The organism is Xanthomonas arboricola pv. populi (assembly GCF_002939945.1).
Taxonomy (GTDB): Bacteria; Pseudomonadota; Gammaproteobacteria; order Xanthomonadales; family Xanthomonadaceae; genus Xanthomonas; species Xanthomonas arboricola_A.
Genome location: NZ_MDEB01000010.1, coordinates 39851 through 56057, shown reverse-complemented (window position 1 = coordinate 56057; position 16207 = coordinate 39851). Strand labels below are relative to the sequence as shown.

Below are 16207 nucleotides of genomic sequence, written 5' to 3'. Positions count from 1 at the left end.
TGCCCGTCGCGCCCAGGTGCGCTCCTACGGAATGTGTCGGCGTGTCTTTCGCGCCGTGCGCCTGGCGATGGCGGGTACAATTTCCGCTGATCTTCGCGCGGGAAAACGCATGCAGCTTCGCTTCGCTCTGTTGGCCCTGGGTTTGCTCGCCGGACACGCGTACGCACGCGATGCCGTGGTCGATGGCATCGTCTACGAAGAACGCGACGGGCGTGCCGGACGCAACGCCGACGAGCCGGGCATTAGCGACGTGACCGTCTCCAATGGCGAGCAGCTGGTGCGCACCGACGCGCAAGGCCGCTACCGCCTGCCGGTGCGCGACGGGCAGACGGTGTTCGTGATCAAGCCGGGCGAGCGCAGCTTCGTGCCAACCGCCGACGGACTGCCGGGTTTCTGGCGTCACTACGCGCCCAAGGGTTCGGCCAAGCGCAAATATCCCGGCATCGCCGCAACCGGGCGCAACACGCAGCACTGGGATTTTGCGCTGACCCCGCGCGCCAGTGCCGGCAAGGAGGGTTTCCAGATGCTGGTGTTCGCCGACAGCCAGACCGCCAGCCTGACCGACGTGGGCTATTACCAGCGCGATATCGTGGCACCGATCGTCGGCAAGACCTCGGCCCGGCTGGGCACCACGCTGGGCGATATCGTCAGCGACGATCTGAGCCTGTACCCGGCCCTGAACAAGGTCACGACCCAACTGGGCGTGCCGTGGTTCCATGTGCCGGGCAATCACGATCTCAACGTCGACGCCGGCGATGCCAATTCGCTCGACAGCTGGCGTGCCGTCTACGGCCCGGACACCTATGCGGTGGAAGAGGCCAACGCCAGCTTCGTGTTCCTGGACGATGTGATCTATACGCCAGGCGGCAAACCGGCCTATGTCGGCGGCCTGCGCGAGGACCAGTTCGCGTTCCTGCAGGCCTATCTGGCGCAGCTGCCGCGCGAGCGGCTGCTGGTGCTGGGCATGCATATTCCGTTGTTCGACGCGGCGCCGGGGCAGGAGACCTTCCGGCATGCCGATCGTCGCCGCCTGTTCGCCCTGTTGAAGGATTTCCCGCATGTGCTGGTGCTCAGCGCACACAGCCATACCCAGCGACAGGTCGATCACGGCGCCGACGAAGGTTGGCAGGGCGCCCGCCCGCTGCACGAATACAACGTCGGCGCGGCCTGCGGTGCGTTCTGGTCCGGTGCCAAGGACGCCGACGGCATTCCCGATGCGACGATGAGCGACGGCACGCCCAACGGCTACGCGGTGCTGCAGGTCGCGCCCGGCGGCGACTACACGCTGGCCTATCACGTCGCGCGTTCGGTCGATGATGCGCAACTGCTGCTGCACGCGCCCAAGGTGCTGCGCCAGGGTGCGTATGCCGCCTGGGGCATCTACGCCAATGTGTTCATGGGCCAGGACGACACCCTCGTCGAGATGCGCATCGACAATGGCGCATGGCAGCCGATGAAGCGGGTGGAGCGCGCCGATCCGCACCTGCTGGCCGAGAACGTACGCGACGATGCGGCCGAGCAGTTGCGCGGCTACGACCGCTCGCCCGAGGCCACGCCGTCCACGCATCTATGGCGTGGCGCGTTGCCGACCGTGCTGGAGGTTGGCGAGCACACCGTTGAAGTGCGCGCTGCGTTGCCGACCGGGACGTACAGCGCACGCACGGCGTATCGCTTGCAGCGTGCCGACCCCTGAAGAGGAGGCGTGTGTGGGGCGGGGGTTCTGGTGTGGAGCCCGTCGCGCATCAATGCGCTCCTACGGTGTTTGCTTGTTGATTCGTTGACGCTTGAACCCTATCGCCGGAAACACAAACGCCTCCACGAGGGAGGCGTTTTGGGATCCGGGCTGGCAGGCGATGGCGCGCTGGCGGGGATCGATGCTGGCTGGCGGGAGCTGGCTGGCCGGGCAAGTGTAGCGAGGCTGCGCAAGCGCTGACGAAATGAGAATTAGTCTCAGCGCGTGGCAATTTTCATGGCGTCGCGGGTGCCTGCACGGGCGACGGTTTGCGCGGGCTGGCCGGTGCGGCCGGTACCTTGGCCTTGGCCGGGTTGTCCAGCGACCTGCTATCGGAATCGGCTTCCGGATCCTGGTCCTGCCCAGCATCCGGAGCGGTTTCCAGCGGCGGATATGGGTAGGCCACGGCCGCGCCTACCTGTAGTCCCGCACGCCAGCGTGCCAACACCGGTGCGATGCGCTTGCCGAGCGACTGCTGCGGCAACGACGGCAATTCGCCATCCTGTTTCTCGCGCGCGGTGATCGCTGTTTTGGCCATATCGAACGCGGCCAGCGGGTCGTCGCTGCGGTTCATCGCATCGATCAGCCAGGCCTGGCCGAAGTAGGTCGCATTGGAGGTGTTGCCACAGCCGAACGAGGGCCGGTCCGCGCGCGCTGCGGTGAGGATCAGCGTGTCCGGCGAACGCAGCGCCGGAATGAAGCCGCCCGAGTAGCAGGCCGACAGCACGATGATGCGATTGCCGATGCCGGCATCGTCCAGTGCCTGGCGCAGATCCTGCGGGCTGATGAAGTCCTCCTCGTTCTGGTCCACCTGCACGTACAGCGTGTGGTCTTCGGTGCCATGGGTGGTGACGAACAACAGCAGCGCGTCTTCCTTGCGATCCATGCGTTTGCCGATTGCGGCGAGCGTTTCGTAGAGGTTGTCGTAGGTCGCCAGCGGTGCGTACGGCTGCTCGTCCAGATTGTCGGGGTTGTTGACCAGCGCGACCACGCGGCCGCGCGCATCGAAGCGTTGTTCGAACAGCTGCTTGAGGTAGAGCGTCTCGTTGCGAAACACATCGTCGCTGGCATCGCCGGCGAAGCCGACCACATATAGGTCGGTCACGCCGGGACGCTGCGGCTGCAGCGCGTTCAATGCCTGCGCAAGCGCAGTCTTATCGACCGGGTCGACCTCGTCCTTGCCTGCCGCCGCCTGGTTCGGCAGTGCGGCACCGGCATCGGGATGACAGCCGGCCATCAAGGCCACGATGACGATCAAGACGGAGAGCCGCCGCAGCAAGGCGTTCGGTCCGAAGGTGGAAGGCAGCGACATGAAAAACGCCGAGGTCTGGGAGAAACGGGTGGAGCGCCTGGGCGCAGTGATCGCGACGCAGACCATGACGTCGCACAACGTCCATCGATCCGCTTCAAGCACGTCCTGCAGAACACGTTGCGTGCAGCAGACTTTGCATGACAGGCCTCGCCAATCCGCATCGGCAAGACCCGCTGACCCAAGCCTGCAGGAGCGGCGCGCGCGTCCCGTCAGGCAGGTGCGGACGGCGCGTTTGAACCGCAACGTATCAGTGGCCTGCAGCACCTAGCAACGACTGCGCTCACCCGATGGTGAGCGCAGTCGGCTTGTCGATCGCGCTTACAGCGCCAGCTCGGTGAAACTCTCCACGCGCTGGTGACTGCCGATCTCGTCGGCCGAGCGTGGGGTGGGATAGTCCTCGAGGCGGTCCAGCAGCGCGGTACGCATGCCGGCACGCTTGGCGGCGTCCAGCTCTTCGATCACGTCCGACAGGAACAGGATCTCGCCCGGCGGCACGCCGATGCGTTCGGCGATGCGACGGTAGCTGGCGCTCTCGCGCTTGGGGCCGACTTCGGTATCGAACCAGTCGCTGATCAGCCCGCTCAGATCGCCGGCATCGCTATGCGCGAAGAACAGCTTCTGCGCCGGCACCGAGCCGGACGAATACACGTACAGCGGAATGCCGGCCGCATGCCAGGCCTGCAGCTGGATCGCCGCATCGGCATAGATGTGCGCGGTGAAGTCGGCGGTCTTGTAGCCATCGCTCCAGATCATCCCCTGCAGCGCCTTGAGTGCGGTGTGTTTGCGATCCTCGTCGATCCAGGTCTGCAGGGTGCTGACCAGGACCTCGTCCGGCACGTCCTCGCCGATGTCGTCGGCCACCTGATTGAGCCAGTGCCGCACCTGCGGGTGACCGCCGTGCTCGCGCACGTAGGCCGGCATGGCGCGGCGCGCATACGGAAACAACACGTCCTTGACGAACGAGATGCTGCTGGTGGTGCCTTCGATATCGGTGAGGATCGCTTGCGGTCGTGTCATCGTCAGCTGGCCTTTGGAGGTTTCTCGGGGGCGTAGCGGGGGAATTGTCGGGCGATTTCGGTGCCGGTGAAGTGGCCGACCCAGCCATCGGGCTCGGTGAAGAAGCGGATCGCCACGAAGTGCGGCTCCGGCCCCATGTCGAACCAGTGCAGGGTGCTGTCGGGCACGGCGATCAGGTCGTCCTTCACGCATTCGATCTCGTAGACCTTGTCGTCCACGTGCAGCGTGAACAGGCCCGAGCCGGCGACGAAGAAACGCACCTCGTCTTCCTTGTGGAAGTGCTCGTCGAGGAACTTGGCGCGCATCTCCTCGCGCTTGGGATTGTCCGGCGCGATGCTGACCACATCGACGGTCTTCAACCCGCGCTCGGCGCTGAGCCGCTCGATATCGTCGCGGTAGGCCGCCATCACCTGCTCGGGTGATGCGCCCGGCTCGATCGGCTGATTGGCCTGCCAGCGCTCGAAGGTCACGCCGATCTTGCTCAGCTCGGCGGCAATCTGCTCGCCGTCGCGGCTATCGAACTGCGGCAGGTTGGGATCGGAATCGTTGAAGATGCGAAGTCGGCTCATGGCGATCTGGCTCACAAGGGAAGGGGGAGGTGGCGAGGACTCAGCGCGGGCCGCGCAGCTTCAGCAGCTCGAGTTCGCAATGCAGCAGGAATTCGAAGGCCTCCAGGTGACGGCGTGCCTCGGCCATGTTGCGGCCCCAGGCATACAGACCGTGTCCTTCGATGAGATACCCCCACAGGCTCTGTTTGTCCAGCAAAGCCTCGACCTGCGCGGCCAGCACCTGCATGTCCTGCGTATTGGCGAACACCGGCACGTCCACCGCCGTTTCATGGGTGGTGTTGCCTTCGAAGGCTTTCAACAGCTCATAGCCTTCCAGCCGGATCACGCCGGCGCCGGCGTACAGCCGCGAGGCAATGGTCTGTACCGGCGAATGCGTGTGCAGCACGCAGCCGATTTCCGGGAAGCGGCGATACAGTTGGGTGTGCAGCAGCGTCTCCGCGGACGGGCGCAGCGGACGGCCGACGGCCAGGCCATCGAAGTCCACCACCATGATGTCTTCTTCGACCAGGCGGCCCTTGTCGCGGCCGGATACGGTGATCGCGGCGTGCTGTTCGTCCAGGCGATGGGAGAAATTGCTGCTGGTGGCCGGCGTCCAGCCGGCCTGGGCCAGCTCGCGGATGTTGCCGATCAGCAGTTGCGCCAACTCGTGCAGACGCGCGGCGCTATAGGGCAGGGGGGCAGTGGTCGCATTCATGGACCTATTCTACTGCCCCGCCGGATTACGGCCAGGTGCAGCGCAGCAGGGTTTGTTGCTGTCACATCCGGATCGCGAATGGCTGACAGAAGATGAAGCGCGCGCGTCAGATGGTGAACGCAATGGTTTTTGTTAGCCGCCTCTTGTCGGAGGCAGCCAGAGGGCCAGGTGAAACGCTTAGTCGGTCGAGTGCGCGGTGCCCTCACCGCTTGCGGGACACGCCGTGAACCCGTCCCTGGGGGCTCGGTGGCGGCATCCATGCCGCCGCACGGTCCCCCAACCGGCAAGGACACCGCACCAGACAGTTGGCCGGCTGTTTTCTTGAAAGCATGTTGCTCGGCCTGCGGCGGCAGGCGAGACGTTTGCAGGTTGCGCGTTAAAAAGCTGGTCTGCTGCTCGGCTTGCGATGGGAAGGTGGTGAGAAGCTGATCGACGCACAATGATCCGACCAGCGCACGTCATGCCTTGCTCTTAACCAGGCACACCGACCATCTCGACAGGTCCTTGCCCGACCACCGTCGCGGGACCTTACGCGGCATGGATGCCGCGTAAGAGCTACACGGACGTACTTGCGGCGTGTCCCGCGAGGGTGGGCGGGCAAGGGCCCTGCAGCCAAGTTGTAGATCAGCAGATCAGGGTCCTGCAACCAGGTCACAGATCAGCCGCCCAGCAGCCGAAGAGCTGTCACCGCTCTGCCATAAACCGGCGGGCGGTCGTTTTGTCAGTGCTGGCGCGCGCGCGTGCTCAGCGACCGTCGCGCAAACGGCTGTGGCGATAGCCGTAGCCGAAATAGACCACCAGCCCGACCAGCGTCCACACCCCCATCAACATCCAGTTGTGCAGGGTCATCGCCGACAGCAGCGCCAGGCAGCTCAACACGCCGGCGCTGCAGATCAGCCAGGCCACCGGCATGCGGAACGGACGCGGCAGTTCCGGGTGGGTACGGCGCAGGATCAGCACGCCGGCGCACACTGCCGCGAACGCGATCAGCGTCCCCATCGAGGTCAGCTCGCCCAGCACATCCAGCGGGAACACCGCTGCCAGCAGAGCGATGCCCACGCCGGTGATCACGGTATTGACGTGTGGGGTGCGGTACTTGGGATGAATCCGGGTGAAGATCGACGGCAGCAGGCCATCGCGCGCGATGATCATGAAGATGCGCGGCTGCCCGATGATCATCACCAGCACCACCGACGACAGCCCGATCAGCGCGCCGACTTCCACCACCACGCGCAACCAGGCCAGCTGCGGATGCGCCGCCACTGCGGTCACCACCGGCTCGTCGGTGCCGAGCAGGGTGTAGGGCACCAGCCCGGTCATCACCGCCGCCATGGCGATGTAGAGCACGGTGCAGATGACCAGCGACAGGATCATGCCGATCGGCAGATCGCGTTGCGGGCGGTGCGATTCCTGCGCCGCCACCGACACCGCCTCGAAGCCGATGTAGGCGAAGAACACCATCGCCGCACCGCGCAGCACGCCTTCCATGCCGTACTTGCCCGGGCCTTCGTTGGCCGGAATGAACGGGTGCCAGTTGGCGGTATCCACATATTTCCAGCCCACCGCGATCACCAGCAGGATCAAGCCGGTCTTGAGGATCACCATCGCCATGTTCATTGCCGACGACTTGCGGATGCCCACGTAGCACAGCCAGGTCAGCAGCAGCACGATACCGGCCGCGGGCAGGTTGGCGATCGCGCCGGTGCGCTGCAGCTTGCCGTCCAGCGGCGCGCTGACCAGGGCGGCCGGCAGGTGGATGTCGAAATGCTCCAGCAGGCTGAGGAAATAGCCGGTCCAGCTGACCGCCACTGCCGAGGCGGACACGCCGTATTCCAGCACCAGCATCCAGCCGATGAACCAGGCGGCCAGCTCGCCGAAGGTGGCATAGGTATAGGTGTAGGCGCTGCCGGACACCGGCACCATCGCGGCGAATTCGGCGTAGGCCATCGCGCAGAACGCGCAGCACACCGCGGCCAGCACGAACGACAGCATGATCGCCGGGCCGGCATGGTCGGCCGCGGCCTGGCCGGTGATGACGAAGATGCCGCCGCCGATCACCGCCCCGATGCCCAGCGCGGTCAGCCCCCACGGCCCGAGTGCGCGTTGCAGGCCCAGCCCGTCGGCCGCCTCATGGCTGGCGTGCGGGTGTTTGGTGGCCCAGAGTTGCTTGAACATGCAGCGGTTCCTGTTGAATCCCTGCACGTGGCGGTGCGGGCTTGTGCGAGATGTGCGGGCTCTTGCGAAGGACTGGCGTTGTCAAATTCCTGCACACGGATGTGCGGGCTGTTGCGAGGGACTCGCAGTTACGCCTTACGGGCCAGCCGGCTATGGCGAATGCCGTAACCGAAATAGATGACCAGGCCGATCATGGTCCAGCCCACGAACACCTTCCAGTGTTCCTGGAAGGCCTGGAAGAACAGGAACAGGCAGGCCAGCGCGCCCAGCGGGCAGATCAGCATCGCCAGCGGCACCCGGAACGGCCGCGGCAGATCCGGCTTGGTGAAACGCAGCACCATCACCCCGGCGCACACGGTGGCGAAGGCGAGCAGGGTGCCCATCGACACCAGCTCGCCCAGTACGCTGAGCGGAATCAACCCGGCCAGCAGCGCCGCGACCACGCCGACGAAGATCGTACCGACATAGGGAGTATGGAACTTCGGATGCACCTTGCCGAACAGTCGGGGCATCAACCCATCCTTGGCCATGGTGTAGAAGATGCGCGGCTGCGCCATCAGCATCACCAGCACCACCGAGGACAGGCCGGCGATCGCGCCGATCTCCACGGCGGTCTTGAGCCAGGTCAGTTGCGGGTGCGCTTCCAGCGCGGTGGCCACCGGCTTGGCGGTGCCGAGCTGGGTGTAGGGCAGCAGGCCGGTCAATACCGCGCAGACGATGATGTAGATGACGGTGCAGACCGCCAGCGACACCAGAATGCCGATCGGCATGTTCTTCTGCGGATCCTTGGTCTCGCCGGCGGAGGTGGAAACCGCGTCGAAGCCGATATAGGAGAAGAACACGATGGACGCGGCACGGAACACCCCGTCCCAGCCGAACTTGCCCGGCCCGGTGTTTTCCGGGATGAAGGGGTGCCAGTTGGCCGGGTCGATATAGGCGATACCGAAGCCGACGAACAGGCAGATCACCACCACCTTGATCGCCACCACGATGGCGTTGGCGAACGCCGACTGGGTGACGCCCACGTAGCACAGCATGCTCACCGCAGCCACGATCAGTACGGCCGGCAGGTTGATGAGGTTGCCGGAGCTGACAAAGTTGTGGCCGTCCCAGGCCAGTGGCGCACCGGCCAGCTCCGCCGGGAACGGCAATCCCAGCGTGCCGGTCAGGAAGCTGATCAGGTAGGCAGACCAACCGACCGCAACGCTGGAGCCGGCGAACAGGTATTCCAGCACCAGGCACCAGCCGATGAACCAGGCGATGCCCTCGCCGAGGGTGGCATATGAATACGAGTAGGCGCTGCCGGACACCGGCATCATCGCCGCGAACTCTGCGTAACACAGGCCGGCGAACGCACAGGCGATGCCGGCGAACACGAACGACAGCATTACCGCCGGGCCGGCGTGGTTGGCAGCGGCCTGGCCAGTCAACACGAAGATGCCGGCGCCGATCACCGCACCGATGCCGAGCATGATCAGGTGTTTGGCGGTGAGGGTGCGTTGCAGGGTGGCTTCGCCTTGCAGGCTGCCTTCGACCGGTTCGCCCCCATCGACATGTCCAGCGGGCTCGATCGGTTTGACCCTCAACAGAGACTTCAGCATTCGGTACATCCCTAAGTGGCAAAGCTAAGGCGCTGGCGCCCTGGCGAAGGTGTGCGCCGCGTCCCGAACGGACAGGCAAGCGGCCTACCTTGCCAAAGCTACACGCTCACGACAAGCGCGTACGCAGCATGAATGGCGATAATGGTCGCCTGGCCCGCGACGGGCGACCGGGAACGACAGATGGTGGATGCAACCCTGCAACAGCGATTGGCCGACTACCGCGCACGCTGGCCGGACGAAATGGAGCTGGCCGAGCAGTTCGCGCGACTACTGGACGATGCCACCAACCCGTTCCTGCGCGAGCGTGTCGAAGGTCATTTCACCGGCTCGGCGTGGGTAGTCAGTGCCGATGGCACGCGCACGCTGCTGACCCATCACCGCAAGCTGCAACGCTGGCTGCAACTGGGCGGGCACGCCGACGGCGACCGCGACCTGGCGCAGGTGGCCTTGCGCGAGGCGCAGGAAGAATCCGGACTGAGCGGCTTGCGCCTGGCTGAGGCGACCATCTTCGACCTGGACCGCCACTGGATTCCCGCGCGCGGCGAGGTGGCCGGGCACTGGCATTACGACGCGCGCTATGTCGTGGTGGCTGGAGCGGACGAGGCGTTCGAGGTCAGCGAGGAGTCACTGGCCCTGGCGTGGCGGCCGATCGCCGAGCTGCTTGCCGATCCTCAGCTGGATCCGTCGATGCGGCGCATGGCCGAGAAATGGGTGGCGCGAGGCGTGTGATGGGTGCCGAGGGCGTGCGCCCTCATCCGCCCTGCGGGCACCTTCTCCCGCAAGCGGGAGAAGGGAGCGAGCGGTAGAAGGGAGTACGCGGGAAGAGGAGGGCGCGCGCGCGAAGGGAGCACGCGGGAGAGGAGGGCGAGCGGGCGAGCGGGAGCAGGGAGCATGCGGGAGCAGGAAGCACGCGGGAGAAGGATGACCTGCACTTTCTTCTCCCGCTTGCGGGAGAAGGTGGCGCAAAGCGCCGGATGAGGGCCGCTCGTGCGCCAACAGATCAATACAAAATCCGTGTCCGCAAGGTCCCTTCGATCAGTGCCAGGCCTTCCTTCAGCGCGGTGGCCTGCGCCTCGCTGGCGCTGACGTCGATCACCACGTAGCCCACCTTGGCATCGGTGCGCAGGAACTGGCCGTCGATGTTGACGTTGTGGCGCGAGAACAGTTCGTTGATCTTGGACAACACGCCCGGCACGTTGCGGTGGATGTGCAGCAGGCGCAGGCTGTCGGGGTGTTCGGGCAGGGTGACCTCGGGGAAGTTCACTGCCGACAGGGTGCTGCCGTTGTCGCTGTAGCGCACCAGCTTGGCGGCCACTTCGACACCGATATTGTCCTGCGCTTCCAGCGTGCTGCCGCCCACGTGCGGGGTCAGGATCACATTGTCGTGTGCGGTCAACGGTGACTCGAACGCATCGCCATTGCCCTTGGGCTCGATCGGGAACACGTCCACCGCTGCGCCGCTGATCTGGCCCGAGCTCAGCGCCGCGTCCAGTGCGTCGATGTCGATCACCGTGCCGCGCGAGGCGTTGATCAGGTGCGCGCCGTGCTTCATGCGCGCGATTTCCGCCGCGCCTATCATGTCCTTGGTCGACGGCGTCTCCGGCACATGCAGGGTCACCACGTCCGCGCGTGCCAGCAGATCGTCCAGATTGATCGCCGCACGCGCGTTACCCAGCGACAGCTTGGTTTCGATGTCGTGGAAAATCACCTGCATGCCCAGGGACTCGGCCAGCACGCCGACCTGGGTGCCGATATGCCCGTAACCGACGATGCCCAGCACCTTGCCGCGGGTTTCGTGGCTGCCGGCGGCCGACTTGGACCACCCGCCGCGATGGCATTGGGCGTTCTTCTGCGGGATGCCGCGCAACAGCAGGATCGCCTCGGCGATGACCAGTTCGGCCACGCTGCGGGTATTGGAGTAGGGCGCGTTGAATACCGGGATGCCGGCCAGTTCGGCCGCGTCCAGGTCGACCTGATTGGTGCCGATGCAGAAGCAGCCCACTGCGATCAGCCGCTTGGCATGCGCCAGCACCTGCGCGCTCAACTGCGTGCGCGAGCGGATGCCGACGATATGCGCCTCGGCGATGCGCGCGGTGAGTTCGTCTTCCGGCAACGATTTGGCGTGCAGTTCGATCTGCGAATAACCGGCGGCGCGGAACACATCCACGGCAGTCTGGCTGATGCCTTCCAGCAACAGGACGCGGATGTCCTGCTTGGGAAACGAGGTTCTCTTCGGCGACATGGGGGAGCGCATTGCAGCAATCGGGTCGGCAACTATGCCAGATGGGCTGCGCGATGGGGCGGTCGCAATGCGGTGTTTGCGCAGGCGAAGTCCTTGCGGTGCAACGGTTTCAGCTGAATCCAACGCCGCGTCGGCGCCACGCGGTGCAGCTGGACGAGGCTGGCGCGCACTGGCACGCTGTGCGGTTCCTACCGCAGCGCCGTGTGCCATGACCGATCCCCGCATCCTTTCGTTGCAACAGGCCGTGCCCGCGTTGCGTTTGAAGACCGAGCCGGCCGACCTGGAACACTACGGCCGCGACTGGACGCGGCGCTGGACGCCCAACCCGCTGGCGATCGCCTTGCCCGGTTCGGTGGACGAGGTGCAGGCGGTGCTGCACTGGGCAAACGCGAACGCGGTTGCGGTGGTGCCTTCGGGCGGGCGCACCGGCTTGTCCGGCGGTGCGGTGGCTGCCAACGGCGAGCTGGTGCTGAGCCTGGAGCGCCTGAACAAGCCGCTGGAGTTCAACGCAGTGGATCGCACGCTCACCGTCCAGGCCGGCATGCCGCTGGAAGCGGTGCACAACGCCGCGCGCGAGCATGGGCTGGTGTATCCGGTGGATTTCGCCGCGCGCGGCTCGTGCTCGATCGGCGGCAATATCGCCACCAATGCCGGCGGCATCCGCGTGATCCGCTACGGCAATACCCGCGACTGGGTGGCCGGCCTGAAGGTGGTCACCGGTGCCGGCGAACTGCTCGAACTCAACAACGCACTGGTGAAGAATTCCAGCGGCTACGATTTCCGCCATCTGATGATCGGCTCCGAAGGCACGCTCGGCGTCGTGGTCGAAGCGACCCTGCGATTGACCGACCCGCCGCCGCCCAGCAACGTGATGCTGCTGGCGCTACCCTCGTTCGAGGTGCTGATGCAGGTGTTCGCCGCCTTCCGCGCGCAGCTGCGGCTGGAAGCGTTCGAATTCTTCACCGACCGCGCCTTGGAACACGTGCTGGCGCACGGCGCGCAGGCGCCGTTTGCCGAGGTGCATCCGTACTACGTGGTCACCGAATTCGCTGCCGGCGACGAGGCGCAGGAAGCCGCGGCGATGGCGGCATTCGAGACCTGCATGGAACAGGGTTGGGTCAGCGACGGGGTGATCAGCCAGAGCGATGCGCAGGCCGCACAGTTGTGGCGACTGCGCGAAGGCATCACCGAAGCGCTGGCGCGCTACACGCCGTACAAGAACGACGTATCGGTACGCATCTCGGCGATGCCGGCCTTCCTGGCCGAAACCCAGGCGCTGCTGCACGATGCCTATCCGCATTTCGATGTGGTGTGGTTCGGTCATATCGGCGACGGCAACCTGCATATCAACGTGCTCAAGCCCGACGGCACCAGCCAGGCGGATTTCGTGGCGGCCTGCGATCAGGTCACCAGGTTGCTGGCGCAGGCCTTGCAGCGTTTCGGCGGCAGCATTTCTGCCGAACACGGCATCGGTCTGGTCAAGAAGGCCTACCTGTGGAGCACGCGCTCGGCCGAGGAGATCGCCTTGATGCGCGGGATCAAACATGTGCTCGATCCGCATCTTTTGCTGAATCCCGGCAAGCTGCTCGAGATGGACGACGCGCCTGCCGCCGTGCGCGCCGGTTAGTCTTTCACCACCTTCACATGGAATCGATACGCCCATGATGCGCTCCCTCGTGTTTTGCGCTTTGACGCTGCTGCCGCTGGCGGCTTTTGCAACAAGCCTGGCCGGTACCTCGGCGGGTGCCTCTTCGGCCGGTTCGTCCGACAGCAGCAGCTCGGGCGATGACAAAGTCGTTGCCGATGCGCGCGAAGACGCGGCCGGATTCGTCGCCAGCGATGGCGCCATCCGTGGCGCGCGTCTGGAAGCGGCGCTACTGCAGCTGCGTAGCCGCAGCGATGCCGCGCGGCTGTCCAGCGACCTGCAACTGGCGCAGTCCATTCTGGCCCAGTGAGTCCGCGCCGCTGGTGCCGGTGGCTATGGCTGGCCGCAGCGATCGCACCGGCGGCGCAGGCCGAATTACGCATCGATGTCGACCCGCAGGGCCTGTCTGCGGCACAGATCGACGCCACGCACGCATTGGTGGAACAGGTTGCGCAGCGTCTGCCGCCTGCCTGGATGCAGCGCATCGGCGCACCGATCCAGCTGCAGTGGCGCACGGATCTGCCGGCGCACGTGCATGGCCGCGCGATCGGCCGGCGCATCCTGCTCGATCGTGACCTGCTGGATGCGTGGAGCGCGCAAGCGACGACTGCGCAGACCGACCCCGATGCACCGGCCACGCGCGCGGCGATGGCGGCCGTGGTGCACGAACTGGCGCATGTGCTGGACCGCGGTGCGCAAGGTGGCCTGTCGCGCGACCCGCGGCTGCGCGATCTTGCCGGCTGGCAGGTGCGTCCCTGGCGGATCGGGCGTGGCGCAAACCGGTTCAGCGATCGCAGCCCCGACGATTACGAACGGCGCAGCCCAGCCGAATTCGTCGCGGTGAATCTCGAACACTATGTGCTCGATGCCGATTATCGCTGCCGGCGTCCGGCGCTGTCGGCCTGGTTTGCCGAGCAGGTTGGTGGCATGCCCGATACAACGCGTTGCGGGACGACGCTGCCGTATCTGCAGGCAGACAACGATGTCGGCGCGATGTCACTGCTGGCACTGGATCCAGCGCGTGTGTACGCGGTGGACTACCTGCTGGCCGAGGGCAATGCGCAGCCGATGAGCCGCTGGGGCCATAGCATGTTGCGTCTGGTGATCTGTGCCCCTGGCCGCGTACCCGGCCCCGATTGCCGTCTGGATCTGCAGTATCACCGCGTGCTGTCGTTCCGCGCCTTCGTCGGCGATGTGCAGATTTCCAGCTGGCGTGGGCTGACCGGCGCGTATCCCTCGCGGCTGTTCGTGTTGCCGTTGAATCAGGTTGTCGACGAATACACCAAGGTGGAGCTGCGTGCTCTGTCGTCGGTGCCGCTGGCACTGACGGCCGAGGAGATCGCCGCGCTGCTCGCACGCACCGCGCAGGTGCATTGGAGTTACGACGGGCGCTACTACTTCATCGGCAACAACTGCGCGGTGGAAACCTTCAAGCTCTTGCACGATGGGGTGCCGCGGCTTGCCGCGGCCGGACTTTCGTCGATCACCCCACGCGGCGTAAGGCAGCGGTTGCAACGCGCGGGCATCGCCGACATGCAGGTGCTGGACGACCGTGCGCAGGCGATTCGCCAAGGCTACTACTTCGAGTCGGCGGCGGCGCATTACCAGGCCATGTTCGAGGTGATCCGCCGCGGCCTGCCGGTGCCGCAGAGCAGCGTGGAGCAATGGCTGGACGCGCGAGCGGACATACGCGCGCAGTGGTTCGACCGCGGCGGTCTGCGCGAAACGGCTGCGGCGTTGTTGCTGGAACAGGCCGCGTTGCGGCGCCAGGAATTGCTGGCACGCGATGCGCTCAAGCGCCTGCTGACACCCGGCGCGGCCGAGCGTGACTCGGTGCAGGGTCAGTTGCAAGCGCTGTTCGCCCGGCAGGCCCAGCTCAGTCAGCCGGCGACGCTGTTGGGCGCCGCCGGCTACGGACTGCCGCAAGCAGACGAGCAGCAGGACCTGAGCGCGCGCGTGGCGCAGGAAGCCGGCGTATTGGTCGACGGGTGGAAACAGCTGCAGGCGCTGGGGCGGCAGCAATTGCCGGCCGACGTCCGCACTGGATTGGAGCAGGGCGAGGCGAATGTGCAACGCCTGCGCACGCGATTGCGTGTGCTCGCGCGCGGTGATGCGACCGCCGACAACGTGCAGTCGGACATGGGCGTGCCCCTGCAGGCGCAATAACGGGCACCTTCTCCCGATGGGAGAAGGGATGGCTGCGCCTACCTCATCCAGCGGGTTGCAGATGCGCTTGCGCCGAATACTTGCGCAGCCAGTCGCTGACCCGCCCGTTGTTGCGGTACTGCTGCATCAGCCTTGCAAGTCGTGCCGGTGCCGGCGTGCAGAATCGCCCGATCGCCACGTCGATCTCGTGGCGACGATCGGCATCGTACGGCTCCTCGCCCGCGAAGTGCTCGCAGGTGTCGTAGTCCTCCACCAGCGTGCGCACATCCTCCGGCATGCCGCACAGGCCGGGCGGGTGTTGCAGCCACTCGTCGTCCACCTTGGCGTCGGTGCAGGCCACCTGCACGGGCGTGGATGTCGGCGCCGGGGCTGGTTGCGCCGTACATGCGCCCAACAGCCCCAGCGTCACCACAACGACCCGCTTGCGCATCAGTCGGCGCGGCCTGCGAATTCGCCGGTGGTGGTGTTGACCAGCACGCGCTCGCCGTTGGTGATGTACTCGGGCACCATGATTTCCAGGCCGGTGTTGAGCTTGGCCGGCTTGGGCCGCTTGGTGGCGGTGCCGCCCTTGAGTTCGGGCGGGGTTTCGATCACTTCCAGCGTCACCGTCTGCGGCAGTTGCACGGCCACCGGCTGGTCGTCGATCACCTGCACGTAGATACCGGTCAGCCCGTCGGTGATGTAACCGGCATCGGTGCCGATCACCTCCGAATCCAGCGTGTACGGCGTGAAGTCCTCATCGTCCATGAACACGAACGCCTCGCCATCCTTGTACGAGAACGTGGACAAACGGCGCAGCAATTCCACTTCCGGCAGGTTGTCGTCGGCGTCGAAGCTGGCGTCGGTTTTCACACCGCCCGGCACGCTGTACATGATGAAGCGGAAGCGCACATTGCCGCCGCGGCCCTGCGGCGAGCTGCGCTCGATGTCGCGGATCTGGTAGATGCCGCCGTTGTATTCGACGACGTTGCCTTTCTTGATGTCGTTGGCTTTCATGGGAATCGGGAGTTGGGAATGGGGAATCGAAAAAGCCGGGGCCGGGGCACTGAGAGCA

Annotated in this window: 14 protein-coding genes; 5 read left to right on the top strand and 9 right to left on the bottom strand. The window is 65.7% G+C overall.

Going from position 1 to position 16207, the window contains the following annotated elements; all coding sequences use genetic code 11:
* Positions 1-109: 109 nt before the first annotated feature.
* Positions 110-1693: a calcineurin-like phosphoesterase C-terminal domain-containing protein gene (locus XaplCFBP3123_RS19615; RefSeq protein ID WP_104535543.1), complete on the top strand. Its 1584-nt coding sequence runs from the start codon at positions 110-112 to the stop codon at positions 1691-1693.
* A gap of 274 nt (positions 1694-1967) precedes the next feature.
* Here XaplCFBP3123_RS19615 and XaplCFBP3123_RS19610 read toward each other — a convergent pair whose 3' ends face one another.
* From XaplCFBP3123_RS19610 to XaplCFBP3123_RS19580, 6 genes are all read right to left on the bottom strand, one after another.
* A complete protein-coding gene (locus XaplCFBP3123_RS19610) occupies positions 1968-3044 on the bottom strand; it encodes a C13 family peptidase (protein ID WP_104535594.1) in 1077 nt (358 codons plus the stop codon).
* 318 nt (positions 3045-3362) lie between these two features.
* Complete coding sequence (gene mtnC, locus XaplCFBP3123_RS19605; RefSeq protein WP_104535542.1) at positions 3363-4061, bottom strand: acireductone synthase; 699 nt, start codon at positions 4059-4061, stop codon at positions 3363-3365.
* A 2-nt stretch (positions 4062-4063) separates the two neighbouring features.
* A complete protein-coding gene (locus XaplCFBP3123_RS19600; protein WP_104535593.1) occupies positions 4064-4630 on the bottom strand; it encodes a 1,2-dihydroxy-3-keto-5-methylthiopentene dioxygenase in 567 nt (188 codons plus the stop codon).
* A 40-nt stretch (positions 4631-4670) separates the two neighbouring features.
* Complete coding sequence (locus XaplCFBP3123_RS19595; protein ID WP_104535541.1) at positions 4671-5324, bottom strand: methylthioribulose 1-phosphate dehydratase; 654 nt, start codon at positions 5322-5324, stop codon at positions 4671-4673.
* A gap of 744 nt (positions 5325-6068) precedes the next feature.
* Positions 6069-7499, bottom strand: a complete 1431-nt coding sequence (locus XaplCFBP3123_RS19585) for an amino acid permease (RefSeq protein WP_104535540.1) — start codon at positions 7497-7499, stop codon at positions 6069-6071.
* Positions 7500-7627: 128 nt separating this feature from the next.
* Entirely contained in the window at positions 7628-9100 is a 1473-nt protein-coding gene (locus XaplCFBP3123_RS19580) for an amino acid permease (protein ID WP_172453394.1), read from the bottom strand.
* 141 nt (positions 9101-9241) lie between these two features.
* Here XaplCFBP3123_RS19580 and XaplCFBP3123_RS19575 point away from each other — a divergent pair, with 141 nt between their 5' ends.
* A complete protein-coding gene (locus XaplCFBP3123_RS19575; protein ID WP_104535538.1) occupies positions 9242-9829 on the top strand; it encodes an NUDIX hydrolase in 588 nt (195 codons plus the stop codon).
* Positions 9830-10100: 271 nt separating this feature from the next.
* Here the strand turns inward: XaplCFBP3123_RS19575 and serA are convergent, their stop codons facing one another.
* Positions 10101-11342 carry a phosphoglycerate dehydrogenase gene (gene serA, locus XaplCFBP3123_RS19570; RefSeq protein ID WP_104535537.1) on the bottom strand — a complete coding sequence of 414 codons (1242 nt, stop codon included), beginning with the start codon at positions 11340-11342 and terminating at the stop codon, positions 10101-10103.
* A 208-nt stretch (positions 11343-11550) separates the two neighbouring features.
* Between serA and XaplCFBP3123_RS19565 the strand changes: the two genes are divergently transcribed.
* The 3 genes from XaplCFBP3123_RS19565 to XaplCFBP3123_RS19555 are packed head-to-tail and all read left to right on the top strand — an operon-like array spanning position 11551 to position 15153.
* Complete coding sequence (locus XaplCFBP3123_RS19565; protein ID WP_104535536.1) at positions 11551-12969, top strand: FAD-binding oxidoreductase; 1419 nt, start codon at positions 11551-11553, stop codon at positions 12967-12969.
* A 34-nt stretch (positions 12970-13003) separates the two neighbouring features.
* Positions 13004-13297: a DUF2388 domain-containing protein gene (locus tag XaplCFBP3123_RS19560; protein ID WP_104535535.1), complete on the top strand. Its 294-nt coding sequence runs from the start codon at positions 13004-13006 to the stop codon at positions 13295-13297.
* Positions 13294-15153, top strand: coding sequence for a DUF4105 domain-containing protein (locus XaplCFBP3123_RS19555; protein ID WP_104535534.1), 1860 nt, complete (start codon positions 13294-13296; stop codon positions 15151-15153). The genes XaplCFBP3123_RS19560 and XaplCFBP3123_RS19555 overlap by 4 nt, the downstream gene beginning before the upstream one ends.
* 43 nt (positions 15154-15196) lie before the next feature.
* Here the strand turns inward: XaplCFBP3123_RS19555 and XaplCFBP3123_RS19550 are convergent, their stop codons facing one another.
* Positions 15197-15583, bottom strand: a complete 387-nt coding sequence (locus XaplCFBP3123_RS19550) for a hypothetical protein (RefSeq protein WP_172453393.1) — start codon at positions 15581-15583, stop codon at positions 15197-15199.
* Complete coding sequence (gene yeiP / locus XaplCFBP3123_RS19545) at positions 15583-16149, bottom strand: elongation factor P-like protein YeiP (protein WP_104535533.1); 567 nt, start codon at positions 16147-16149, stop codon at positions 15583-15585. The genes XaplCFBP3123_RS19550 and yeiP overlap by 1 nt, the downstream gene beginning before the upstream one ends.
* Positions 16150-16207 lie beyond the last annotated feature (58 nt).

Bases quoted from the DNA above. Each gene is read 5' to 3' on its own strand.
- XaplCFBP3123_RS19615 (WP_104535543.1), top strand. From the start codon at position 110: ATGCAGCTTCGCTTCGCTCTGTTGGCCCTGGGTTTGCTCGCCGGACAC.
- XaplCFBP3123_RS19610 (WP_104535594.1), bottom strand. From the start codon at position 3,044: ATGTCGCTGCCTTCCACCTTCGGACCGAACGCCTTGCTGCGGCGGCTC.
- mtnC (WP_104535542.1), bottom strand. From the start codon at position 4,061: ATGACACGACCGCAAGCGATCCTCACCGATATCGAAGGCACCACCAGC.
- XaplCFBP3123_RS19600 (WP_104535593.1), bottom strand. From the start codon at position 4,630: ATGAGCCGACTTCGCATCTTCAACGATTCCGATCCCAACCTGCCGCAG.
- XaplCFBP3123_RS19595 (WP_104535541.1), bottom strand. From the start codon at position 5,324: ATGAATGCGACCACTGCCCCCCTGCCCTATAGCGCCGCGCGTCTGCAC.
- XaplCFBP3123_RS19585 (WP_104535540.1), bottom strand. From the start codon at position 7,499: ATGTTCAAGCAACTCTGGGCCACCAAACACCCGCACGCCAGCCATGAG.
- XaplCFBP3123_RS19580 (WP_172453394.1), bottom strand. From the start codon at position 9,100: ATGCTGAAGTCTCTGTTGAGGGTCAAACCGATCGAGCCCGCTGGACAT.
- XaplCFBP3123_RS19575 (WP_104535538.1), top strand. From the start codon at position 9,242: ATGGTCGCCTGGCCCGCGACGGGCGACCGGGAACGACAGATGGTGGAT.
- serA (WP_104535537.1), bottom strand. From the start codon at position 11,342: ATGTCGCCGAAGAGAACCTCGTTTCCCAAGCAGGACATCCGCGTCCTG.
- XaplCFBP3123_RS19565 (WP_104535536.1), top strand. From the start codon at position 11,551: ATGACCGATCCCCGCATCCTTTCGTTGCAACAGGCCGTGCCCGCGTTG.
- XaplCFBP3123_RS19560 (WP_104535535.1), top strand. From the start codon at position 13,004: ATGATGCGCTCCCTCGTGTTTTGCGCTTTGACGCTGCTGCCGCTGGCG.
- XaplCFBP3123_RS19550 (WP_172453393.1), bottom strand. From the start codon at position 15,583: ATGCGCAAGCGGGTCGTTGTGGTGACGCTGGGGCTGTTGGGCGCATGT.
- yeiP (WP_104535533.1), bottom strand. From the start codon at position 16,149: ATGAAAGCCAACGACATCAAGAAAGGCAACGTCGTCGAATACAACGGC.